The organism is Streptomyces sp. NPDC033177 (assembly GCF_055577715.1).
The window spans coordinates 236,179-259,159 of the sequence record NZ_JBVIPS010000007.1; the positions used below are offsets into that span (position 1 = coordinate 236,179).

At 71.7% G+C, this 22,981-nt stretch carries 21 protein-coding genes; 6 read left to right on the plus strand and 15 right to left on the minus strand.

Annotation, left to right across the window (positions count from 1 at the left end):
- Nucleotides 1-16: 16 nt before the first annotated feature.
- On the minus strand, nt 17-1,462 hold the full coding sequence (locus ACZ5U5_RS24860; protein WP_469025475.1) for an aminotransferase-like domain-containing protein: 1,446 nt from the start codon (nt 1,460-1,462) through the stop codon (nt 17-19).
- On the opposite strand from ACZ5U5_RS24860, the gene ACZ5U5_RS24865 reads away from it, so the two are divergent.
- A complete protein-coding gene (locus ACZ5U5_RS24865) occupies nt 1,461-2,405 on the plus strand; it encodes a DMT family transporter (protein WP_469025477.1) in 945 nt (314 codons plus the stop codon). The genes ACZ5U5_RS24860 and ACZ5U5_RS24865 overlap by 2 nt on opposite strands.
- A 102-nt stretch (nt 2,406-2,507) precedes the next feature.
- Nucleotides 2,508-2,702, plus strand: coding sequence for a DUF1918 domain-containing protein (locus ACZ5U5_RS24870; RefSeq protein ID WP_363210929.1), 195 nt, complete (start codon nt 2,508-2,510; stop codon nt 2,700-2,702).
- Nucleotides 2,703-2,754: 52 nt separating this feature from the next.
- Here the strand turns inward: ACZ5U5_RS24870 and ACZ5U5_RS24875 are convergent, their stop codons facing one another.
- The gene (locus ACZ5U5_RS24875; RefSeq protein WP_469025480.1) at nt 2,755-3,987 is read right to left on the minus strand and encodes a glycoside hydrolase family 10-like protein; all 1,233 of its coding nucleotides are present in this window, start codon (nt 3,985-3,987) and stop codon (nt 2,755-2,757) included.
- A gap of 179 nt (nt 3,988-4,166) precedes the next feature.
- Here ACZ5U5_RS24875 and ACZ5U5_RS24880 point away from each other — a divergent pair, with 179 nt between their 5' ends.
- Nucleotides 4,167-5,027, plus strand: coding sequence for a 3-hydroxybutyryl-CoA dehydrogenase (locus ACZ5U5_RS24880; protein ID WP_469025483.1), 861 nt, complete (start codon nt 4,167-4,169; stop codon nt 5,025-5,027).
- 199 nt (nt 5,028-5,226) lie between these two features.
- Nucleotides 5,227-5,484: a hypothetical protein gene (locus ACZ5U5_RS24885; RefSeq protein ID WP_469025484.1), complete on the plus strand. Its 258-nt coding sequence runs from the start codon at nt 5,227-5,229 to the stop codon at nt 5,482-5,484.
- Here ACZ5U5_RS24885 and ACZ5U5_RS24890 read toward each other — a convergent pair.
- From ACZ5U5_RS24890 to infC, 10 genes are all read right to left on the minus strand, one after another.
- On the minus strand, nt 5,481-6,023 hold the full coding sequence (locus ACZ5U5_RS24890; RefSeq protein WP_160503895.1) for an NUDIX domain-containing protein: 543 nt from the start codon (nt 6,021-6,023) through the stop codon (nt 5,481-5,483). The two genes, ACZ5U5_RS24885 and ACZ5U5_RS24890, sit on opposite strands and share 4 nt — an antisense overlap.
- A gap of 76 nt (nt 6,024-6,099) precedes the next feature.
- On the minus strand, nt 6,100-7,449 hold the full coding sequence (locus ACZ5U5_RS24895; RefSeq protein ID WP_469025487.1) for a transcriptional regulator: 1,350 nt from the start codon (nt 7,447-7,449) through the stop codon (nt 6,100-6,102).
- Between the two features lie 267 nt (nt 7,450-7,716).
- Complete coding sequence (locus ACZ5U5_RS24900) at nt 7,717-8,763, minus strand: PP2C family protein-serine/threonine phosphatase (protein ID WP_469025489.1); 1,047 nt, start codon at nt 8,761-8,763, stop codon at nt 7,717-7,719.
- 299 nt (nt 8,764-9,062) lie between these two features.
- The gene (pheT, locus tag ACZ5U5_RS24905) at nt 9,063-11,573 is read right to left on the minus strand and encodes a phenylalanine--tRNA ligase subunit beta (RefSeq protein WP_469025491.1); all 2,511 of its coding nucleotides are present in this window, start codon (nt 11,571-11,573) and stop codon (nt 9,063-9,065) included.
- Nucleotides 11,573-12,703, minus strand: coding sequence for a phenylalanine--tRNA ligase subunit alpha (pheS, locus tag ACZ5U5_RS24910; protein WP_365820938.1), 1,131 nt, complete (start codon nt 12,701-12,703; stop codon nt 11,573-11,575). Before pheS ends, pheT begins: the two co-directional genes overlap by 1 nt.
- A gap of 178 nt (nt 12,704-12,881) precedes the next feature.
- Nucleotides 12,882-14,024 (minus strand): sensor histidine kinase, encoded by a 1,143-nt coding sequence (locus ACZ5U5_RS24915; RefSeq protein WP_469025495.1) that lies wholly within the window; start codon nt 14,022-14,024, stop codon nt 12,882-12,884.
- A 55-nt stretch (nt 14,025-14,079) separates the two neighbouring features.
- On the minus strand, nt 14,080-14,925 hold the full coding sequence (locus ACZ5U5_RS24920; protein ID WP_469025497.1) for a TrmH family RNA methyltransferase: 846 nt from the start codon (nt 14,923-14,925) through the stop codon (nt 14,080-14,082).
- A gap of 179 nt (nt 14,926-15,104) precedes the next feature.
- Nucleotides 15,105-15,488 carry a 50S ribosomal protein L20 gene (rplT, locus tag ACZ5U5_RS24925; protein ID WP_003970214.1) on the minus strand — a complete coding sequence of 128 codons (384 nt, stop codon included), beginning with the start codon at nt 15,486-15,488 and terminating at the stop codon, nt 15,105-15,107.
- A 94-nt stretch (nt 15,489-15,582) separates the two neighbouring features.
- On the minus strand, nt 15,583-15,777 hold the full coding sequence (gene rpmI, locus ACZ5U5_RS24930) for a 50S ribosomal protein L35 (RefSeq protein WP_135330421.1): 195 nt from the start codon (nt 15,775-15,777) through the stop codon (nt 15,583-15,585).
- Between the two features lie 105 nt (nt 15,778-15,882).
- A complete protein-coding gene (gene infC / locus ACZ5U5_RS24935) occupies nt 15,883-16,569 on the minus strand; it encodes a translation initiation factor IF-3 (protein WP_469026110.1) in 687 nt (228 codons plus the stop codon).
- A 399-nt stretch (nt 16,570-16,968) separates the two neighbouring features.
- Here infC and ACZ5U5_RS24940 point away from each other — a divergent pair, with 399 nt between their 5' ends.
- On the plus strand, nt 16,969-17,355 hold the full coding sequence (locus tag ACZ5U5_RS24940; RefSeq protein ID WP_469025500.1) for a DUF1844 domain-containing protein: 387 nt from the start codon (nt 16,969-16,971) through the stop codon (nt 17,353-17,355).
- Nucleotides 17,356-17,385: 30 nt separating this feature from the next.
- Here ACZ5U5_RS24940 and ACZ5U5_RS24945 read toward each other — a convergent pair whose 3' ends face one another.
- From ACZ5U5_RS24945 to ACZ5U5_RS24955, 3 genes are all read right to left on the minus strand, one after another.
- Nucleotides 17,386-18,117, minus strand: a complete 732-nt coding sequence (locus ACZ5U5_RS24945; RefSeq protein WP_469025502.1) for an SseB family protein — start codon at nt 18,115-18,117, stop codon at nt 17,386-17,388.
- A 196-nt stretch (nt 18,118-18,313) separates the two neighbouring features.
- On the minus strand, nt 18,314-19,483 hold the full coding sequence (mycP, locus tag ACZ5U5_RS24950; protein ID WP_469025504.1) for a type VII secretion-associated serine protease mycosin: 1,170 nt from the start codon (nt 19,481-19,483) through the stop codon (nt 18,314-18,316).
- Nucleotides 19,480-21,639, minus strand: a complete 2,160-nt coding sequence (locus ACZ5U5_RS24955; RefSeq protein ID WP_469025507.1) for a hypothetical protein — start codon at nt 21,637-21,639, stop codon at nt 19,480-19,482. The genes mycP and ACZ5U5_RS24955 overlap by 4 nt, the downstream gene beginning before the upstream one ends.
- Before the next feature lie 138 nt (nt 21,640-21,777).
- Between ACZ5U5_RS24955 and ACZ5U5_RS24960 the strand changes: the two genes are divergently transcribed.
- Nucleotides 21,778-22,980: an amino acid deaminase/aldolase gene (locus ACZ5U5_RS24960; protein ID WP_469025509.1), complete on the plus strand. Its 1,203-nt coding sequence runs from the start codon at nt 21,778-21,780 to the stop codon at nt 22,978-22,980.
- Nucleotide 22,981 lies beyond the last annotated feature (1 nt).

Sequence of the window (22,981 nt, forward strand, 5' to 3'; positions counted from 1 at the left end):
GCCCCGGCAGGCAGCCTCAGCGGGTGTTGCCCCATGCCTCGTCGCAGGCCCCTCGCAGCCTGCGTACCCCCTCGGCGATCTCCCCGGCCCCGGCGACCGCGGCGAAGCTCATCCTCAGGTGTGCCGCCGGGGGTTCGGCCGCGAAGTACGGGCGGCCGGGGGCCACCGCGACGCCTGCGCGGAGGGCCGCGCCCGCCAGGGCCGCCTCGTCGGTGCCGTCGGGCAGGCGCAGCCACAGGAGGTAGCCGCCCGCGGGGATGTGCGGCAGGGCGAGTTCGGGCAGGTGAAGGCGCAGGGCGGCGGCCATCGCGTCCCTGCGGTCCTTCAACTCCCCTGCCACGTTGCGCAGATGGCGCGGCCAGGCCGGGGAACCGACCAGTTCGAGCGCCGCCTCCTGGAGCGGGCGCGGCACGAAGAAGTGGTCGACGACCTGGATCGCGCGCAGCCGTTCGAGGACCGGCCCGCGCGCGGCGAGCGCGCTCACCCGGAAGCTCGGCGACGTGGCCTTGGTGAGCGAGCAGACGTGCACGACGACCCCGTCGGGGTCGTCGGACTGCAGGGGCCTGGGCAGCGGCCCCGCGTCCTCGTGGACGAGACGGCGCACGAAGTCGTCCTCGATGACGAAGGCCCCGGCCTCACGCGCGATCCGCAGCACCTCCGGGCGGCGCTCCGCCGAGAGCACCGCCCCCGTCGGGTTCTGGAACAGCGGCTGACAGACGAACACCCGCGCCCCCGTGGCCTTGAACGCCGCGGCGAGCAGCTGGGGCCGTACGCCGTCCACGTCCACCGGCACCGGAACGGGCCGCAGCCCCGCTGCGCGGGCGATGGCCAGCATGCCGGGATACGTCGGCGACTCGACCAGGACGGGCGCGCCCGGCGGCGCGAGCGCCCGCAGCGCCGTGGTGAGCCCGCTCTGGCCGCCCGCGGTGATCAGCACCTCGGCGGCCGTGATCGCGCCGCCGATGCCCCGTGCGAACCACTCCCGCAGCTCGGGGAGCCCGTCGATCGGCGGCCTCCCCCACGCCCCGGGCCGCCGCCCCGCCCGCGCGAGGGCCGCCGCCATGGCGCGCTCCGGCTGCAGCGAGGGATGCAGATAGCCGCCGTTGAACTCGATGACGCCGGGCGAGGGCGCCGCGAGCGTGACCAGGACCCCGGAGGCGTCCACCGCGCGCGGCACCAGCTCCGTCGCCGCGTCGGCGCTCAGCGACACCTCCTGCCACGAGGTGTCTCCCACCGGTGACGCGGCGGCCTGCGGTTCGGCGCGGAAGACACCGGCGCCGGGCCGGGAGACGACGAGACCCTCGGCGGCCAGTTGTCCCAGGGCCCGCGACACGGTCACCGGGCTCACCCTGAACCGGTCGACCAGCGCCCGGCTCGACGGCAGCTTTCCACCTGGAGAGTAGCGGTCCAACTCGTCCCGCAACCGTTTGGCCAACTCAGCGACACTGCTACTCTCATGCATGACAGCACAGGATAGCGCTACTCGCCCGACCCGGATAGCGGTCACCGCGGCCACAGGCACAGCCGCAGAGATCCCACAGCGCAGCTCCCGCCGAGCGGGCACCGTCATGGCCGCGCTCGGTGTCACCGCCTTCTCGCTCACCTTCCCCTCAACGGCCTGGGGCCTCGAAGGCATCGGCCCCTGGTCGTTCGTGGCCCTGCGCGTCGTACTGAGCGCGGTCATCGCGGGCGGCGCCCTGCTCGCCCTGCGCGTTCCGCTGCCCGACCGCCGCCACTGGGCCGGGCTCGCGGTCGTCGCCGCCGGGGTCGTCGTCGGCTTCCCGCTGCTCACCACGCTCGCCCTGCAGACGTCCACCACCGCCCACGCGGCCGTCGTCGTCGGCCTGCTCCCGCTGACCACCGCCGTGTTCTCGGCGCTGCGCACGGGGGCCCGTCCCTCGCGGACGTTCTGGGCCGCGGCCCTCGCCGGCGCGGCGGCGGTGATCGCGTTCACGGTCCAGCAGAGCGGCGGCGCCCTGTCGACCGCCGACCTGTACCTCTTCGCCTCGCTCCTCATCTGCGCCGCCGGCTACACCGAGGGCGGTCGGCTCGCCCGCGAGATGCCGGGCTGGCAGGTCATCGGCTGGGCCCTGGTCGGATGCCTGCCGCTCGCCGTGATCGGCGCCGCCCTCGCCCTCCAGCACGAGCCCTTCCAGCTCACCGGGCACAGCACCGCGGGCCTGCTCTACGCCGCCATCGGCTCGCAGTTCCTCGGCCTGGTCGTCTGGTACCGGGGCATGGCCGCGATCGGCGTGCCCAAGGCCAGCCAGCTCCAGCTGGCGCAGCCGCTGCTCACGCTGGTCTGGTCGGTGTTCCTGCTCGGCGAGCACCTCACCCCGGCGGCGCCGCTGACCGCCGCGGCCGTCCTCGTGTGCATCGCGGTGACCCAACGGGCGCGCGGCTAGGTCCCTTTCTGCCGCCGACGGCCAGGCCCAAGGTCCCGCCACCGGACGTAGACTTGCGGCCACGGAAAGCAACCGCAGGGTGGGACAAGGAGGTCGCTCCAGATGCGTGCAACCGTAGGCGACGAGCTGGTGCTGCACGGCAGGACCGTCGGGCAGCACGACCGGATCGCACAGGTCGTCGAGGTGCTCGGCGCGGACGGCGGCCCGCCGTATCGCGTCCGCTTCGACGACGGCCACGAGACACTGCTGTCACCGGGCCCCGACACCGTCGTACGGCACCAGGACCCGGCCTCGTAACGTCCGGCGAGGGACCCGATCGGCGTCAGCGGGGTGGCCTGGCCGTCTGTGGTCAGCGGGGTGGCTTGGCCGGCTTTTGGTAGTGGTCGGCCACCACGCGCGCCATCGCGCCGATCTTGTCCACGCCCACTTCCTTCGCCGAGAAGTACACATGGCCACGGGCCTGCGGGAACCCCTTGGCGTACGTGAGGTGGCGGGACAGCTCGGCGGGGTCCTGCCAGGGGGCGGCCTGCGCGGGGTCGCCCGCCTTGTAGAGGGCCTCCCCCACGTACAGGCGCACGCCCGTGCCCTCGACGACATCGGCCCACCAGGGCAGCAGCTTGCCGTAGTCCGCGGCGGCGAAGCCGATGTTCCAGTAGAGCTGCGGGCAGATGTAGTCGAGCCAGCCCTTCTTGACCCAGCCGCGGGTGTCGGCGTGCAGATCGTCGTAGGTCTGCACGCCCGCCCGGGTGTCCGAACCGAGCGGATCGGTCGAGGCGTTGCGCCAGACCCCGAACGGGCTGACGCCGAACTGCACGTGCTTGCGTGCCTTCTTGATCCGCGTCCCCATCTCGCGCACCAGGCGGTCGATGTTGTCGCGCCGCCAAGCGGCACGGTCCGGAAAGCCGCCACCGTGGAGCGCGAAGGCCTCGTCGTCGTCGAAGACCTGCCCGGCGACCGGGTACGGGTAGAAGTAGTCGTCCCAGTGCACCGCGTCGACCGCGTAATGGCGCACGGCGTCGAGCATCGCGTCCTGGACGAACCGGCGCACCTCGGGCAGTCCGGGGTTGTAGTAGAGCTTCCCGCCGTACGGCACGACCCAGTCGGGGTGCAGTCGCGCGGGGTGTGTCGGAACGAGCCGCGAGGGGTCCGTGTGGTTGGCGATGCGGAAGGGGTTGAACCACGCGTGCAGTTCCAGGCCCCTGCGGTGTGCCTCGGCCACAGCGGTGCCCAGCGGGTCCCAGCCGGGGTGCTTGCCCTGCACGCCGGTGAGGCACTCCGCCCACGGTTCGTACGGCGAGGGCCACAACGCGTCGGCGGTGGGCCGCACTTGGAAGATCACGGCGTTCAGCCGGCGCCGTACGGCCGTGTCGAGATGGGCGATCAGTTCGGCACGCTGCTCGGCCGCCGGAAGTCCGGGCTTCGACGGCCAGTCGCGGTTGACGATGGTCGCCAGCCACATGCCCCGCAGTTCCCGGCGCGAGGGGGCCTTCCCGGGCACCGCCGCCGCGTCCCCCGCGGCTGTGAGCCCCGCCACCATCGCGGCTGCCGCAATCGTGAAACCTCGGCGTGACATACGCCTCATCCGCTCGCCCCCTGGCCTGTATATCCGCCGGAACCGCTGCTTGTACCGGACAGCATGCCCGACCCGGCACGTCATGCACCTGAGGTTCGGCGGTAACGTTCACCGCTGGGGCAGACACCGCATCCATACGGGGGACTGCCCGCCCGTTGATCAGCGAAAGGCACGAGGTGACCGACTCTATGCCCGACATCGCACGCGTCGGAGTAGTGGGCTGTGGCCAGATGGGCGCCGGGATCGCGGAGGTCTGCGCCCGCTCCGGACTGGACGTGATGGTCGCGGAGACCACCGGCGAGGCCCTGGAGATCGGCCGCACCCGGCTCTACAACTCACTCTCCAAGGCCGCCGAGCGCGGCAAGATCTCGGAGGAGGAGCGGGACGAGACGCTCGCCCGGCTCAGCTTCACGACCGACCTCGGGGAGTTCTCCGACCGCGACCTCGTCATCGAGGCGGTCGTCGAGAACGAGGCGGTCAAGACCGAGATCTTCCAGGTGCTCGACCAGGTGGTGACCCGGCAGGACGCGATCCTCGCCTCCAACACCTCGTCCATCCCGCTGGTCAAGCTGGCCGTCGCGACGTCCCGCCCCGACGCGGTGATCGGCATCCACTTCTTCAACCCGGCCCCGGTGCAGCAGCTCGTCGAGCTGATTCCCGCGCTCACGACGTCCGAGGGGACGATCAGCCGCGCGCAGTCCATGGTCGAGAAGATCCTTGGCAAACACGCGATCCGCGCCCAGGACCGCTCGGGCTTCGTGGTCAACGCCCTGCTCATTCCGTACCTCCTCTCCGCGATCCGGATGTTCGAGTCGGGCATCGCGAGCCGCGAGGACATCGACAACGGCATGGAGATGGGCTGCGCCCACCCGATGGGTCCGCTCAAGCTCGCCGACCTGATCGGCCTCGACACCGTCGCCTCGGTCGCGGACAGCATGTACGCCGAGTACAAGGAGCCGCTGTACGCCGCTCCCCCGCTGCTCCAGCGGATGGTGGACGCAGGGAGGCTCGGCCGCAAGTCCGGTTCGGGCTTCTACCCGTACGGCTGACGCGGCGCACACCTGCACCCGGAACTTCGCACCGCACGCGGGCCCGGCACTCGACCGAGTGCCGGGCCCGCGGCGTTCACACACCGTGTGCGCCATGGGCTCGCATATGCCCTTCGCACACTCTCCCGTCCTGGCCACCGGGCGAGTTGACTTTCTGTGCGCAGCAGGGGGATCGACAGCTACAGAGAGGAGCGGACCAGTGACCGCCGACCCCGAGCATCGCGTGGTCCCGCACGAACTCGCCGAGTTACGCCGCAGCTTGGACGTGGGACTGACCCGCGTCGACGGACAGCTGGCGTTGCTCACCCAACACGACGAGCAAAGCGTCAAGAACCAGGATGAATTGACCGTAAGGATCACCGCACTCGAGCACACTCGATGGCCGCTGCCCGCCCTGCTCGCCCTGACGGCGATCGGTGCGCTCGCCGTGGCGATCTGGCAGGCCATCGGCCGTTAGTGCGCGTCCTGGCCCAGACGCAGGTGGTGCAGGAGGAGTAGCGCCGCCGCCATGTTGGCGGCGGGCACTTCTCCGCGGGCCACCATGTCAGGGACGAGTTTGAGTGGGACCCACTCACGGCGGTCGGACTCGAAGTCGTCCTCGGGATGACCGATGTAGGTGCACTCGTCGGACCAGTAGATGTGATGCCTTGCATCGGTGAGCCCATTGGACGGCTCGACACTCATCAGGTGTCGTAACGGGCCCGGCCGCCAGCCGGTCTCCTCCTCCATTTCCCGGGCGGCCGCATACGCGAGATCCTCCCCGTCCTCGACGACGCCGGCCGCGAGTTCCCAGCCCCAGCTGTCGGTGATGAAGCGGTGCCGCCAGAGCAGCAGCACCTCGTTGGCCTCATTGACGACGGTGGCCACGGCGACGGGCCGCAGCCGTATCAGGAAGTGATCGAGGTGTCGGCCGTCGGGCAGCTCCACGTCTGCCAGATTGACCGTGAACCATCGATTTCCATACACAGTTTGTTCGCTTTGTTTCGTCCACTGCACGGTTCTGCCACCTTCCGCCGAGTAGATGGCAATATCGCAGCAGGAGGGGGTTCAGAGCAGTGGTGCGCGCTTCAGGTCACAGCGGTACGCGCAGCGCCCCGTCGATGAGTTCGGCCGCCTCGGCCGTGCCCGCGCAGTCGCTGCGCACCAGATGTTCCCGCACGGCCCGCAGCCGGTCGCGCAGGCGTTGGGACTCCATCCCCCGTGCCTGTTCTGCCATTTCCACCGCCGTGGCCACCGCCTCGTCGGTGTTCCCCTGGCGCAGTTCGATCTGGCTGAGCATGGCGAGCCGATGGACCCGGCCCCGGTCGTGAGCCGGCGTGTCCACCGCCGCCGCCGCATGTTCGTACGCTCCCGCGAGGTCGCCGAGGCTGAGCAGCGCCTCCGCCACTTGTACGTTGACGAGTCCGGGCTGGACATAGCCCGTCTCGTCCGGCTCGCGCCCACGCCGGATGCGCTCCGCCGCGCCTTCCGCACGCCGGATGCAGGACAGGGCACTGCTGCCGTCGCCCAGGTGTGCGTACGACTTGGCCTGCATGGCGTAGAGATCGGAGGCGAGTGCCGGGGTCAGCTCGCGCCCCGCTGCGCGCAGCGCCGCCTCCGCGAAGGCCACCGCCTGGCGGTACTCGCGCATGAACAGGGACTGGTTGACGAGCAACGCGATGACGTAGGCGCCAAGTCCTCTGTCGCCGCTGGCCTTTGCCAGGCGCAGGGCCTGGTGGAAGTAGCGCTGGGCCAGGCCGTGCGCGTCCGAGTCATAGGCGCAGATGCCGGCGATGGCCACCAACCCCCCGGTGGATCTGTGCAGTTGGCGTCCCGTCTCGTCCGTGTAACTGCCGCGCAGCAGTGGCGCGGCCTCGGCGTTGAGGAAGCCGACGATGCGGGTGCGGGTCGCGATGCCGCCGGTCTTGCGGTACATCTGCTCGTAGTGGGCGCGGGCCGCGCGCATCATGTCGATGTCGGCCGTGCTCACCTGGTGCCTGCCGCCACGCGAGACGTCCACGTCCTCGGGCGGGTTCTCCCACTCCCAGACCGGCATCACCGCGGGGGTGCCCGTGACCGCGGGTGCGCCGAGGAGGTGCGGGCGCTGCTGTTCGTCCGAGCGCCACAAGGCCGTGGCGCGCTCCACGAAGCCGGAGAGCGTCGAGGCCATGGAGTTGTGCCCGACGGCCGGCAGGCCCGGCACGCCGAGCCCGATGTCGTCGAGGGTGACGGTGCGCTGGAGTCGCCCCGCCAGTACCTCGCAAATCAGGTCGGGCACCTGGCCGCGGGGGCGCTGGCCCTTCAACCACCGTGACACGGCGGTGTGTTCGTACCGCAGGGCGAGGCCTCGCCTCTTCCCCGCCTGGTTGACGTGGGCAGCCAGGCCCGCGTGAGAGATTCCCGCCTCGTCGAGGATCGCGTCGAGCAGGGTATTGGGCTGCATGGAGGCCCTCCGGTGGCTCGGTGTGGCCAGCGTAGTAGAGGTGGCTTCACACGGGGTGTGAACGGAACGCCCGAATCCGGGGGGTGTGCGCTCTGCCGTCGCCACTCCCGTCACGCTTGACTGAGATTCCTCACAAGGAGGCCGGCCGGGCCGCCGGCTCCCCCTCGAAAAGTACGGCGGCCCACACCGGCGCCGCCCGCCCCGCCGTCTGCCCGACACCTACAGGCGGGGTCGGGCGGCGCAAGGCCGGCGGAGGTTGACGGTGCGTCATGTCATGGTGCTTTGCCGACGCACCGTCTCCCCCTGTTGTACCGGCACGCGTCGTCGGTCGTTCCGCAGGACCAGGAGCGCGGCGTCGTCCGTGGGTAACCGCCCGGTGTGGCGCGCGAGTTGTGCGTACACCGCGCGGATCACCGTCTGGGGCGCGACCGGCGGGACCCGCACCGCTTCGGTGAGCGCCGCCTGGAGCGGGAAGAACCGTCCGGTCGCGTCCCGCGCGTCCTCCATGCCGTCGGTGTGCAGGGCGAGCGCCTCCCCGGGAAGGAGCGGTCCGCAGTGCAGCAGGGGCAGTTCGGCGGGGAGCGGGAAGGGTCCGAGCGGCGGCAACGGATCCCCGTCGGCGACCGGCTCGGCGTGCCCGCTCAGGCGGTACGGCCAGGGGTGACCGCAGTTGAGCGCGGTCAGCTCGCCTTCGGGACCGATCTCCATCAGCAGTACGGTGACGAACTCCTCGGCCGACGGACTCTCCGGCGCCGGAGCGCCGTTCGCCGGGTGCTCGGCCCGCGACCGCTCCCGCAGATGCCGCCCCAGGGAACGCTCCAACTTACGGAGTACGTGCGCCAGTTCAGCTTCCTCGTGCGCCGCCTCGCGGAAGCTGCCGAGCACCGCGGCGGCCGTGCTGACGGCGGTCAGGCCGTGCCCGCGCACATCGCCCATGACCACCCGCACGCCGTGCTCGGTGGCCACCACCTCGTACAGATCCCCGCCGACGGAGGCGCCGCGTGACGCGGACACCCGCCCGGCCGCGACCGTGAGGCCCTCGACGCGCGGCGGCAGCGGGCGGAGCAGGACGTTCTGTGCGGCGCCCGCGACCTCCCGTAGCTGGCGCAGCTCCCTCAGCAGTGGGCCGCGGACCTGCAATATCAGACCGGTGCCGACCGCGAAGAAGACCGCGCTGGTGACGATCCGGGCGCCCAGGCCGTCCTGCTGGGCGAGCGGGCACACGAGTTTGTATGTGACGGCGGCCGCGCCCCACACCGTGGGAAGACCGAGCGTGAGGACGCGCCGGATGCGCGGCGGATCCACCCGGGACACCCTCGTCCCGTCCTTCACCCGGAGCCCGGCCCGGTTCCTCGCCCGGAGCAGCGCCCGGCGGGGATCTCCAGCCCTGATACGGATCATGCCGACGGCCCCCCAACGGCCCTGTCCAGCGTGCGGACCGCACAGGCCGTACAGATCAAGGCCCTGCGGCCGCACCGATTCTGTCGACCGTCTGAGCCGATCGGACCAGAGAGGGCTTGGTTGTCACTCAAACGAGTGAAGGGCGTATCCGGAGGCCCGGATACGCCCTTCTTTGCGCCCCTTGTGCGCCTGGCGGCGACTACTGGCGGTGACTACGCTCCGCGCAGCACCGCGCCGGTCCGCTCGGTCGCCAGGGCGACGGCCGCGTCCCGGGCCGCGGAGGCCTCGTCGACGGTCAGCGTGCGGTCGGCCGCGCGGAAACGCAGCGCGTACGCCAGGGACTTCTTGCCCTCGCCGATCTGCTCGCCCTCGAAGACGTCGAACAACCGGATGGACTCCAGGAGTTCACCCGCGCCCTCGCGCAGCACCTTCTCCACGTCGGCGGCGGGCACACCCCCGTCGACGACGAGCGCGACATCCTGCGTGGCGACCGGGAAGGTGGAGATCTTCGGGCCCTGCGGGACGCCGGTGCTCGCCTCCTCCAGACGGTCCAGGTCCAGCTCCATCGCGCAGGTGCGCGCGGGCAGCGAGAGCGCCTTGACGACGCGCGGGTGCAACTCGCCCGCGTGCCCGATGACCTGCTCCGCTCCGTCGACCACGACGGCGAGCTCGGCACACCGGCCCGGGTGCCACGGCCCGTACTGGCCCTGGCGCACGAGCAGTTCGGTGCCCGACTCGGCGGCCAGGGCGCGCGCGGCCTGGACCGCGTCGGCCCACTCGGACGGACGACCCTTGCCCCACCAGCCGGCCTGCTCGCGTGCGCCCGCGAGGACGACGGCGGCGTGCCGCGGCTGGACCGGGAGCGCCTCGGTCAGGGACGCGATCTCCTCGTCCGTGGGACGGCGGTCGACGGGCAGTCGCACCGCGACGCGGGCTTCGTCGCGAGGCTGGAACACCAGGCCCGTCTCGAAGAGCGCCAGGTCGTGGCTGCCGCGGCCTTCGTTGCGGCGCAGCGCGCCGAGCAGCCCCGGCAGCAGCGTCGTACGAAGAGCGGGCTCCTCGTCGGAGAGCGGGTTGACCAGCTTCACGACCCGGCGCTTGGGGTCGCCGGGCTCAAGACCCAGCTGGTCGAAGACCTGCTCGCCGATGAAGGGGTAGTTCGGCGCCTCGACGTAGCCGCTGCCGGCCAGGGCACGGCCGACGCGGCGGTGCAGCCGCTGCCTGTCGGTCAGGCCGCGGCCCGCGGGGGGCTTGGGCAGCGTCGAGGGGAGGTTCTCGTACCCCTCGAGCCGGATGACCTCTTCGGCGAGGTCGTTCGGCTCGGCGAGGTCGGGACGCCAGGACGGCACGGTGACCGTCAGGGCATCCTGGCCGTAGACGTCACAGCCGACCTCCTGGAGGCGGCGAACGACGGTCTCGCGGCCGTACTCCACACCGGCGACCTTGTCCGGGTGATCGGCAGGCATCGCGATCGTGTGCGGCGCGGAGGGCGCGATGACCTCGGTGACGCCGGCCTCGGCGGTGCCGCCCGCGAGCAGCACGAGGAGATCCACGGTGCGCTGCGCGGCGGCGGACGCGGCCTGCGGGTCCACGCCGCGCTCGAAGCGCTTGGCCGCCTCGGAGGGCAGCTTGTGGCGCCGGGCCGTGCGGGCGATGGAGATCGCGTCGAAGTGCGCGGCCTCGATGACGACGTCGGTCGTACCGGCGGCCTCTTCGTGGTCCGCGATCTCGGTGTTGGCGCCGCCCATGACGCCCGCGAGGCCGATCGGGCCACGGTCGTCGGTGATGACCAGGTCCCCGGCGTCGAGGACGCGCTTGGCGCCGTCGAGCGTCGTGAACTTCTCGCCCTGCTCGGCACGGCGCACACCGATCGTGCCCTCGATGCGGGAGCGGTCGTAGGCGTGCAGGGGCTGGCCGAGCTCCAGCATCACGTAGTTCGTGATGTCGACGGCGAGCGAGATCGGGCGCATGCCCGCCTTCTGCAGGCGGCGCTGCAGCCAGATCGGCGAGCGGGACTCGGGCTTCAGGCCCGTGACCGTGCGCGCGGTGAAGCGGTCGCAGCCCATCGGGTCGGAAATCTTGACGGGGTAGCCGTGGGCGTTCGGCGCGGGCACGTCCAGGAGCGCCGGGTCGCGCAGCGGCAGGCCGTACGCGATGGCGGCCTCGCGGGCGACGCCACGCATCGACAGGGCATAGCCGCGGTCGGGCGTGACGGCGATGTCCAGGACCTCGTCGACCAGTTCGAGCAGCTTGATCGCGTCGGTGCCGGCCTCGTGCTCGGGCGGAAGGACGATGATGCCGCCGCTTCCGTCGTCGCCCATGCCCAGCTCGTCGCCGGAGCAGATCATGCCGTGCGAGGTCTTGCCGTACGTCTTGCGCGCGGCGATCTTGAAGTCGCCGGGCAGGACGGCGCCCGGAAGCACGACGACGACCTTGTCGCCGACGGCGAAGTTCCGCGCGCCGCAGACGATCTCCTGCGGCTCGCCGGTGCCGTTGGCCTGGCCGACGTCGACCGTGCAGAAGCGGATGGGCTTCTTGAAGCCCTCCAGCTCCTCGATGGTGAGGACCTTGCCGACGACGAGCGGGCCGGTGAGGCCGGCGCCGGTCTGCTCGACGGTCTCGACCTCGAGGCCGACCTCGATCAGCTTGGCCTGTACGTCACGGCCGGTCTCGGAAACGGGGAGATCGACGTACTCCCGCAGCCAGGAAAGCGGGACCCGCATCAGATCTCCATCCCGAAGGGCCGGGTGAACCGGACGTCACCCTCGACCATGTCTCGCATGTCTTCGACGTTGTGGCGGAACATCAGCATCCGTTCGATGCCGAACCCGAAGGCGAATCCGCTGTACTTCTGGGGGTCGACACCGCAGGCGGTGAGCACCTTCGGGTTGACCATGCCGCAGCCGCCCAGCTCGATCCAGCCCTCGCTGCCGCAGGTGCGGCAGGGGCGGTCGGGGTTGCCCACGGACTCGCCACGGCAGACGTAGCAGACCATGTCCATCTCGGCGGACGGCTCGGTGAACGGGAAGTAGTTCGGACGCAGGCGGGTCTTCATGTCCGCGCCGAAGAGCGACTGGACCATGTGGTCCAGGGTGCCCTTGAGGTCGGCCATGGTCAGGCCCTCGTCCACGGCGAGCAGCTCGATCTGGTGGAAGACCGGGGTGTGCGTCGCGTCCAGCTCGTCCGTGCGGTACACGCGGCCGGGGCAGACGATGTAGACGGGCGGCTCACGGCGTTCGAGCAGCGCGCGGGCCTGCACGGGCGAGGTGTGCGTGCGCAGGACGACACCGGACTCGTCGCCCACGGCACCCTCGGGGCCCTGGACGAAGAACGTGTCCTGCATCTGCCGGGCCGGGTGGTCCGGGGTGAAGTTCAGGGCGTCGAAGTTGAACCACTCCGCCTCGACCTCGGGGCCCTCCGCGATCTCGTAGCCCATCGCGACGAAGACGTCGGCGACACGCTCCATGAACGTGGTCAGCGGGTGCCTGGCACCGGCCGGGACGCGGTCGTACGGCAGCGTGACGTCCACTGCCTCCTCGACGAGCACCCGGGCGTCGCGCTCGGCCTCCAGCTCGGTCTGGCGGGCGGCGAGCGCCTTGCTGACCGCGCCGCGCGCCATGCCGACGCGCTTGCCGGCCTCGGCCTTGGCCTGCGGGGGGAGCGCGCCGATCTCGCGGTTGGCGAGGGCCAGCGGTGAGGTGCCGCCGGTGTGCGCGACCTTGGCCTCCTGGAGCTTTTCGAGGTCGCCGGCGGCGGCGAAGGCGGCGAGCGCCTCGTCCCGCATGCGCTCGATCTCTTCAGGTTTCAGTGCCTCGACCTCAACAGGGTCGTACGACTTGTTCGGTGCCGACATCTCTTCCCGTGCTTCCGGTTGGCTGGTGATGGTCCCCGTCTACGACTCGGAGACGAATCGTCCACAGATCAGGGACGCAAACGTGCCAAGGATCGAGTCTAACGGGGGTGACGCGGGTGAATGAGCCCGCGGGCGGTGCTCAGGCGGATCAGAAGTGATCAGTGGTGACCGGAGAAGGTCACAGGAGATACGCCGGAGTGCCCACGGGCAACGTAAATCGGAACTGGGCGCCGCCGCCGGGCGCGCGGCCGACGGTGATCGTCCCGCCGTGCGCTTCCACGATGCCCTTCACGATGTACAAGCCCAGTCCCGTCCCGCCGCGCTTGCTGCCCCGCCAGAAGCGGGTGAAGACGCGGCCCATCGATTCCTCCGGAATGCCGGTTCCCTCGTCGCTCACGGTCACGGCCGTCTCGGCCCCGCCCCGCTCGCGCGGGGACGACGAAGGTGCCACGTCGATGGTGACGGTTCCTTCGCCGTGCCGCACGGCATTTTCCAGCAGGTTGCTGAGTACCTGGTCGATCTTGTCGGGGTCGGCCCAGCAGTCGGGCAGCGGCTGCTGGATCCGTACGAGGAAGCGGTCCGCGTCCTGGCCGGAGGCGACGTGGGCCTGGATGTGGCGGCCCACGGCGGCACCGATGTCGACGGGCTGACGGCGCAGTTCAAGGCGTCCGGAGTCGATGCGGGAGATGTCGAGAAGTTCGGCGATGAGCCGTGTGACGCGGTTGGCGTCGGCGTCCACCGTCTCCAGCATCAGCTTCTTCTGGTCGTCGGTGAAGCGCTCCCATTTGGCCAGCAGCGTCGCGGTGAAGCCCTTCACGGAGGTGAGGGGCGAGCGGAGCTCGTGGGCGACGGTGGCGATCAGCTCCGCGTGGCTGCGCTCGGTGCGGCGGCGGGCCTCGGTGTCGCGGATGGCGACGACGACGCGGCGGACGGGGCCGGTGGGCGCGGTGCGCACATAGCGCGCGGAGACGAGGACCTCGCGCCCGCCGGGAAGCAGCAGATTGCGCTCGGGCTGGGCGAAGCGGGTGGCGAGGCCGCCGTAGGGATCGGTCAGCTGCCACCAGCGGCGGCCTTCGAGGTCCTCTAAAGGAAGGGCGCGTTCCAGGGGCGCGCCCAGGGCGTCGTCGGCGTCCACCGCGGTGATCCGCACGGCCGCGGCGTTGAAGCAGATGACGTGGCCGGTCTCGTCCGCGACCACGAGGCCGTCGGGCAGGTCGTCCGGGTCGACACCGAGGCCGCCGAGGTCACCGAGGGCGCCATGGTCCGCGCGAGTGGACAGGATGTCCTGTACCCCCGGTGATCTGCTCGTGCCGATGCTCATTCCCCGTACCCCACCTCTCGGACCGGCGCAGGAGGCCTCCGAGCCCGTCACCCTACTAGCTGGGAGTGACGGAACGGCACCCTCCAGCCGCACGCTGTGCACGGGCGGAGGCATAGAGGCACACGGCCGCGGCCGTCGCGAGGTTGAGGCTTTCGGCTCTGCCGTGGATCGGAACGCGCACCACGGCGTCGGCGAGTGCGCGGGTCTCCTCCGGGAGCCCCCAGGCCTCGTTGCCGAAGACCCAGGCGGACGGCGTGCCCATGGTGCCCTTGTCGAGCTCGTCGTCGAGGTCGTCCTGGCCCGCTCCATCGGCGGCGAGGATGCGTACGCCCGCGTCCTTCAGCCCCTGCACGGCCCGCTCGACGGGTACGCCGACGGCGACGGGCAGATGGAACAGCGAACCGACCGACGCACGCACGCACTTGGGGTTGTAGAGATCCACGGAGGCGTCCGTCAGGACGACGGCGTCGGCCCCCGCCGCGTCGGCACACCGCAGTACGGTGCCGGCGTTCCCGGGGTCACGGACGTGCGCGAGGACAGCGACCAGCTTGGGCCGGGCGGCGAGGATGCCGTCGAAGGAGGTGTCGATGAACCGGCAGACACCGACGAGCCCCTGCGGCGTGACGGTCGTCGAGATGTCGGCGATGACGTCCTCGTCGGCGAGGTGCACCCGCGCCCCGGCGGCACGGGCTTCCCCCACGATGTCGGCGTAACGCTCGGCGGCCTCGACGGTGACGAACAGCTCGACGAGCGTGTCCGGATGCGCGGCACCCTCCCGCACGGCCTGCGGCCCCTCGGCGAGAAACAGCCGCTCCTTGCCCCGAAAGTTCCGCTTGCCGAGCCGCCGTGCGGCGCTGACGCGGGGGGACTTGGGGGAGATCAACTCGGGGCTGGCGGGCATCAAGTCACTTTCGTGAAGCAGGGGGCGCCCCATAAGGGGCGCGGGGCTGTGTCGATTTGCGCCTCCGCCGCGTGGGCGCGACCAGCCGAGTGCGGCCGGCAGTCGACGGACAACGGACGCAAGCGGACCCGCAAGCCTGCAGGCTTGCGGGTCCGGTCACGTGCAGCTCAGAGCAAGGCTCAGGCAGCCTTCGGGGCGTTGACGTCCGACGGCAGAGCCTTCTGCGCAACCTCGACAAGCGCCGCGAAGGCGTTCGCGTCGTTGACGGCGAGCTCCGCGAGGATCTTGCGGTCCACCTCGATGTTGGCGGCCTTCAGACCCTGGATGAGGCGGTTGTACGTCATGCCGTTCTGGCGGGCAGCGGCGTTGATGCGCTGGATCCACAGCTGACGGAAGTCGCCCTTGCGCTTCTTGCGGTCGTTGTAGTTGTAGACCAGGGAGTGGGTGACCTGCTCCTTGGCCTTGCGGTACAGGCGCGAACGCTGGCCGCGGTAGCCGCTGGCCGCTTCGAGGATTGCCCGACGCTTCTTGTGGGCGTTGACTGCCCGCTTGACGCGTGCCACTTGTTAACTCCTTGTAGCGGGGCCGTGGTTGGACTCACACGACCCGGTATCGATTGGGTCCCGGTCAGAGTTCAGGCGCGGTGTGCGCCGGAACTCACTTGCCGAGAAGCTTCTTGATCTTCTTGGCGTCGCCCGGGGCCATCTCGGCGTTGCCGGAGAGGCGACGCGTCAGACGGGACGACTTGTGCTCGAGCAGGTGGCGCTTGCCGGCGCGCTCGCGGAGCACCTTGCCGGAGCCGGTGATCTTGAAGCGCTTGCTGGCACCGCTGTGCGTCTTGTTCTTCGGCATAGCGCCGTTCTCTCCTCGTCAGTGGCACTCGGATGCCCGGTCGTGAAACCGGGCATCCGGGAACCGTATGTGTCAGTTGGCGATCCCCGGACTTGCGTCCTGGGATCAGGCCTCGGCAGGAGCCTCGGCAGGGGCCTCGGCAGGAGCTTCGGCGGCAGCCTCGGCAGGAGCCTCTGCAGACTCCTCCCCCTCGGCGGAGTTCTGCGAGCGGCCCGGGTTGGCCTTCGCGTCCGCCTTGCGGACCGCCTGGGCCTCGCGAGCCTCGGCCATGGCTTCGGTCTTCTTCTTGTGCGGACCGAGGACCATGATCATGTTTCGGCCGTCCTGCTTCGGGTTCGACTCGATGAACCCGAGGTCTTCGACGTCGTTCGCGAGACGCTGCAGCAGTCGGTAGCCGAGTTCCGGCCTGGACTGCTCGCGACCACGGAACATGATCGTGATCTTGACCTTGTCGCCCTGCTTGAGGAACCGGACGACGTGACCCTTCTTGGTGTCATAGTCGTGCGGGTCGATCTTCGGCCGGAGCTTCATCTCCTTGATGACCGTGTGCGCCTGGTTCTTGCGCGCCTCACGGGCCTTCATGGCCGACTCGTACTTGAACTTCCCGTAGTCCATGAGCTTGCACACGGGCGGACGGGCGGTCGCCGCCACCTCGACCAGGTCGAGGTCGTACTCCTGTGCGAGCTCAAGGGCCTTGGCAAGCGGAACAATCCCGACCTGCTCGCCGCTGGGACCGACAAGTCGCACCTCGGGAACGCGAATCCGGTCGTTGATGCGGGGCTCGGCGCTGATGGATCCTCCTCGGTAGCACCACGCGGCGGTCTGGCGGACAGCCGCGTTACGTCTGTTATCTCGACCAACCGAGTGAGTACACAAAAAATGCCCCAACCGATCACAGGAAGGGGCTCCATTACTACCGGAGCACCTCCGCGATGATCGCGGGGCGCATCTCGGGCCTGCCGTAGTCTCGGGGACTGCGGCCGCCTGACCGGTGACCCGCCGCTCTAGAGCAGCAAGGTGGGAAGCGGAGCCTCCACTTGTGGGCCGGGTCTCTGCGTGGCACGCGAGTATCCGGCCGGTCGTTACACAAGGTTAGCAGCTCCGCGGGGGTGGGGCTAACCAACGGCGCCCGTGGGCTGCCGCGGACTCCCGCGGACCGCTCCGGGCGGGGCTCCGCTTATCGTGTGGGACATGAGCGACGCGACCCCCACCCCCGAGTCCGGCACCGGCCCGGCCTCCGACTCCCCCGACTTCGACACCCTGACCCGCGACATCGCGGACGTCCCCGCGGTCGAGGTGATCACCACGGTCGCCGTCCACCTGATGAGCGCGGCGGCCGTGAACCTCGGTCTCGCCGAGGGCGGCGAGGACCACAAGGACCTCGACGAGGCCCGCAAGCTGATCCACTCGCTCGCCGGCCTGATGGACGCGAGCGCCACGGAGATCTCCTCCTTCCACGCGGCCCCGCTGCGCGACGGCCTGAAGTCGCTGCAGCTGGCCTTCCGCGAGGCGTCCGAGGTCCCGGACGAGCCGGGTCAGGGTCCGGGCGAGAAGTACACGGGCCCGGTCTTCGGCTGAGCGGTCACGTGAATCACCGACGCACGTGAGTCACGTACGTACGTAGAAGGGCTCGCCCGGTGGCGTCGCCTCGGCCGGCAGCAGTGCCAGGTCGAGGCCGCTCACCAGGCGGGCCCTCAGCGTTTCGTCGGCCGCGATGTGCCGGGCGACGCGCTGGGCGGCTTCGGCGGGGTCCGCCGACGGGTCCAGGACGAGCGCGAGGGTGCCGTCCGCAGAGCCCTCGCCGAGGTAGGCGCGCAGGACGGCGGGCTCGGCGGCGACGGACGCGCGCACGGCGGCCGTGACGGCGGGGTCCAAGAGCGGGTCCTGGGTGTGGCGGCCTTCGGAGAGGGCGATCAGGGCGTGCCGGTTGATCTCGTAGGGGACGGGTCCCGCGAGGTCGAGGACGATGGTGTCGGCCTGCTCGTGCGCGGCGGCCTGGAGCGCTTGGTGCAGCGGGACCGCGACGGGCCTGGCCTCCGGGTCCCACAGGGCGAGGGCCTGGGTGGAGGTGAACGCGGGCAGCGCCTTGCGGTCGCCCGCCTTCAGGGTGGGGACCGCCATGTCGCTGGTCTTCTCGCGGCGCAGCCCGTTCTCGTCCTCCTCGACCTCGCCGAGGACGGCGACCACGGGGACGAGCAGCCGGGCACCGGTGAGCGCCTCCAGGACGGGGCCGTGGGCCGTGCGGTCCTCGGCCCACGCGGTCAGGGCCGCGGTGAGCCGGGGGTCCGCGGAGCCGTCGTCGTCGGAGAAGCCGGGGTCCGGGATGTTCTTGTTCGCCACGGTCACGAGCCTATCGACCGCGGTCCTGGCCCTGTCGGGCGGTGCCGGGGGCGGGCTCCCCGCAGCCCTTCCGAGCCGTGCCACGACCGCTCCCGCGCCGCCCTCGCCAGAGGTAGACCGCCGCCGCCAGAAGCGCCACGCCTCGCCAGCCCGCAGGACCGCCGTTCGCCACGGAGCCGACTCCGCCACCGCAGCCCTACCGAGCAGCGCCCCGACCGCTCCCCCGGCGCCCTCGCCAGAGATAGACCGCCGCCGCCAGAAGCGCCGCGCCCAGGCCACCCGCGGCCGGGCCCACCCAGCCGGCGGGCCCGTCATCGCCCTGGTCGGTGTCCGGGCCCGGGCCGAAGTACTTCTTGCCGTACGCCGCCGATTTCAGTCCGTCCGGCTTCATCTTGCCGCCCTCGGCGATCGCGGCCGCCGGGTCGATGAAGCCGAAGCCGCGGGAGTCGTCGCGGCCGCCGCTCGGCACGTCGCGGGCGGTGTCCTGAAGGAGCTTCTTGATCTGGGGCGGTGTCAGGCCGGGGTGGGCTGCGCGGATGAGGGCGACGGCGCCGGACACGAACGCCGAAGCGGCACTGGTGCCCCAGCCCTCGTAGTACTCCCGGTCCGGGTCGGCGATGACGATGTCCTTGCCGGGGGCGCTGACCGTGGCGTACCAGCGGCGGGTGGAGAAGGAGGCGCGGTCGCCGCCCTCGTCGACGGCGGTGGCGGCGATGACGCCGGGGTAGGCCGCGGGGTACGAGATGTGGTCGCCGCGCTCGCCGCCGTTGCCCGCCGACGCGACGACGACGATGCCCTTCTTCAGGGCGTACTGGACGGCGGCGTCCTCGGCGGGCTCCGGGTGCGCGGACTTGGAGTCGTCGCCCAGGGAGAGGTTGATGACGTCGGCGCCGTGGTCGGTGGCCCAGCGGATGCCGTCGGCGAGGGCGTTGCCCCGGGTGTTGCGGGCCTTCGAGCGGTCCGGGTCGCCGTCCTCGAGGATCACGCGGATCGGCAGGATCTTGGCCTCCGGCGCGATGCCGACCACGCCGTCCGCGCGGCCCGCGCCGTGTCCGTGGCCCGCGATGATGCCGGCCATGGCGGTGCCGTGCCGGGCCCAGGGGCGGTCGCCCTTCTTCGCCCCGAAGCCGACCATGTCCTTTCCTTCGAGGACGCTGCCTGCCAGGTCGGGATGGCCGCCGTCTATGCCGGTGTCAAGGACCGCGACGGTGATGCCCTTCCCCTTGGTGGTCTGCCAGGCCTGGCTGGTGTGCATGGCGTCGAGGGCCCACTGTTGCGCTCGTATGCCGTCGTCGGCGTGGGCGGTGGCGGGCAGCAGGGCGAGCGAGGCGGCGAGGGCGGCGACGACCGGCCGACGGATTCTCATGAGGCTTTCTCCGTGGCCGCGATGGTCTTGCGCAGGCGCCGCTCCACGCGGTCGGCGATGCCCTGCGCCTCCTGCCCGAGGCCGGCCTGGGCGGGGGCGGAGGTGGCTGAGGTCTTCATGGCCTCTTCGGCGGGTTCGGGTTCGGTGACGGTGCGGCCGTCGGCGAAACCGGAGACGGAGAAGGCGACCACGGGGGCGTCCGGAAGCACGGAGACGGTCCAGGAGGCGCGCTGGGCGTCGCCGAAACCAGCGGCCGGGGTGCCCTTGGCGGCGTACGGCCGTGGCATCAGGTCGGGGCGCCGGTCGAGGCCTTCCTCCGTGAAGCGGGTGCGCAGCGAGCGCATCGCGTCTGCGTCGGCCTTGGTGAACAGCAGTCCCACGGTGGTGACATGGCTGCGGGTCGCGTCCGTGTACGTGGCGCGCAGCAGCCTCAGGCAGCCCGCCGGGGCCAGGGCCTTGCGCAGGAGCGGGTCGAAGGCGCTCTTGCAGTGCGAGTCGGGGGCCACGGCGACGCGGGTCCAGGTGCGGTCGGCTCCGCCGGGGCCCGCGCCCTCTCCCTTGAGGGTGGCCGGGAAGAGCTGGTCGACGGGCACGCTGTGCCAGAGCTCGCCCGCCGCGGCGTACGTGTAGGGCGTGGTGGCCGTTCCCTCGGAGCCCCCGGTCAGCCAACTCCCGGTCGCCGCGCCCCCGATGAGGCCGAGGCCGAGCACGACACAGGCAGCGGCGGCGGTCACGCGGGGCTGGGCCCAGGTGCGGACGGGACGCAGTCGCGTGGTGCTGTCGTCGTACAGCGCGGGCCGGGCGAACGACACGAAGGGCCGCCCCGCTCCGGGGCCGGGCGTCAGGTCAACGGCACCGACCGCGCGGCGGGCGGCGGCCGTTCGGGGGGAGGGAGTGGGTGGGGGTGATGGTGGGGGTGGGGATATGGGTTCGGGTGCGTGGGGGTGTGCGGGGGCGGGCGGGGCCACGGGGCTCCTTGCCTCGCGGACGGGCGGGGGTTCTGAAGGGAGTGCTGCGGCGGTGACGTCCGCGGGGTCGGCCACGGGATCGCTTGCGGGCCGCGGCGGTTGCCCGGGTATGCCCGCAGTCGCCGCATCCGGCGGCGGGGGCACCGGAGGCATCGGCGGACGGAGCCGGTACTCCGCGGTGTGCCGCTCCTCCTCCGTGTCCGGGGCGCCGATGCGCGGCGGGTCGGCAGGGAGCGGCGGGGGCTTGGCGGGGGCAGGGTCGGCGGTGTGCGGCGGGTCGGCAGGGAGCGGCGGGGGCTTGGCGGGGGCCGGGGCAGGGTCGGCGGTGTGCGCGGCTGTCCGCGTCGCCGCCGCCGGGGGCGGTGCGTCGGGGAAGCGCGCCGACGCGGGCGGCGGGGGCGGAGAATCCTGTGTCTCCACCTCGCAGGCGCCTCGCTGTATCTCGTCAGCGGCGTCGTCCGCACTGTCGGGCCCCGGGGGGCGCGGGAACGATCCCGTCGAGCAGGCAAGCCGACCTCTCGCGGCGTCACGCGCTGCCAGGTGGCCCGGATCACCCATGTCGTCCGCAATCCGCACGTCACCCACGCCCCGCGCGTCGCCGGCGGCCCGCACGTCATCCGCGCCCCGCGCGTCGCCGGCAGCCAGCACGTCGTCCGCAATCCGCACGTCACCCACGCCCCGCGCGTCGCCGGCCGCCAGCATGTCCCCCTCGGCCCACGCGTCACCCGCGCCCCGCACGTCGTCCACGGTCCGCACGTCACCCCCGCCCCGCACGTCGTCCACGGCGCGCACGTCACCCCCGCCCCGCACGTCGCCAGCAGCCAGCACGTCACCCTCGGCCCACGCGTCACCCACGCCCCGCACGTCGTCCACGGCTCGCACGTCACCCTCGGCCCACGCGTCACCCACGCCCCTCACGTCGTTCACGGCCCGCACGTCACCCGCGCCCCGCGCGTCATCCGATGACGCCGACGGCCGTGGCAGCCGTACCCGGTCGAAGGGCGCGAGCAGGTCGCCGAGGAGGGAGTCCTGGTCTTCGTCGGACGGCTCGGGGTCCGACGGGGGCGGGCTTGTGTCGGGGAAGCGGGCCGAAGGGGCGGGCGGCGGCATCGACGAGGGCGGGCCCGGCGGCGGGGGCGGAGTCGTGGGACGTGGCGGGACTGGGGCCCGTCGCGCTTCCGTGCTCATGCACCCCCCGTTTCCTCGCTCTTCTGCGCGTAACTCTAAGGGCAGATTCCGGTCGTGCGGGAACCAGTCCGCGGCCCCGGGCGATCTGCCCGGATCATCCCCCTACCCTCGGGTAATCCCGTCTGGCAGGCTTCGGCCATGACCTCCCGTGCAGCAGACCGGGCCCGCTACGACCGGGCCACCGCACACCTCGACGCCCCCGTCGCGATCGTCGATCTGGAGGCATTCGACGCCAATGCCGACGACCTCGTGCGCCGGGCCGGCGGCAAGCCGATCCGGGTCGCGAGCAAGTCCGTTCGCTGCCGGTCGCTGCTCGAACGCGTCCTGGCCCGCGACGGCTTCGCCGGGATCATGTCCTACACGCTCGCCGAGTCGCTGTGGCTCGCGCGGTCGGGGTTCGAGGACGTCCTGCTTGCCTACCCCTCGGCCGACCGTGCCGCCTTCGCCGAGCTCGCCGCCGACCCGAAGCTCGCCTCCTCGGTGACCGTGATGATCGACGACCCCGCGCAGCTGCGGCTCATCGACGAGGCCAGGGACGGCGGGCGCGAAGAGGTGCGGGTCTGCCTGGAGTTGGACACCGCCTACAAGATCCTCGGCGGACGGGTGCGGATCGGTGCGCTGCGCTCGCCGCTGCACTCCCCCGCCCAAGTCGCCGCGCTGGCCCGCGCCGTGGTCCGCCGGCCGGGCTTCAGGCTCGTGGGCGTGATGGCGTACGAGGGACATGTGGCGGGGGTCGGTGACTCGATCGCCGGCCGTCCCGCGCGCTCGCGGGCGATCCGGGTGATGCAGACCGCCGCCCGCAAGGAGCTGGCGGCGCGCAGGGCCGAGACCATCCGCGCGGTGCGCTCGGTCGCGCCGGACCTGGAGTTCGTCAACGGCGGCGGCACGGGCAGCGTGCAACACACCGCGGCCGAGCGGGCGGTGACGGAGATCGCGGCGGGGTCAGGGCTTTACGTGCCGCGGCTCTTCGACAACTACACGTCGTTCAGCGGGCGTCCGGCCGCACTCTTCGCCCAGCCCGTCGTGCGCCGCCCCGGCGTCGGCACCGTGACCGTGCTCGGCGGCGGCTACCCCGCGTCGGGCGCCGCGGGCCCCGACCGCTCCCCCGTGCCGTACCTCCCGGAGGGGCTGCGCTACGACCCGCAGGAGGGCGCGGGCGAGGTGCAGACCCCGCTGCTCGGCGCGCCCGCCGACGATCTGCGACTCGGCGACAAGGTGTGGTTCCGGCACGCCAAGGCCGGGGAGATGTGCGAGCGGTTCGACGCCCTGCATCTGGTCGAGGGCGACCGCGTGACGGCCACCGTCCCGACGTATCGCGGCGAGGGCCACACCTTCCTCTGAG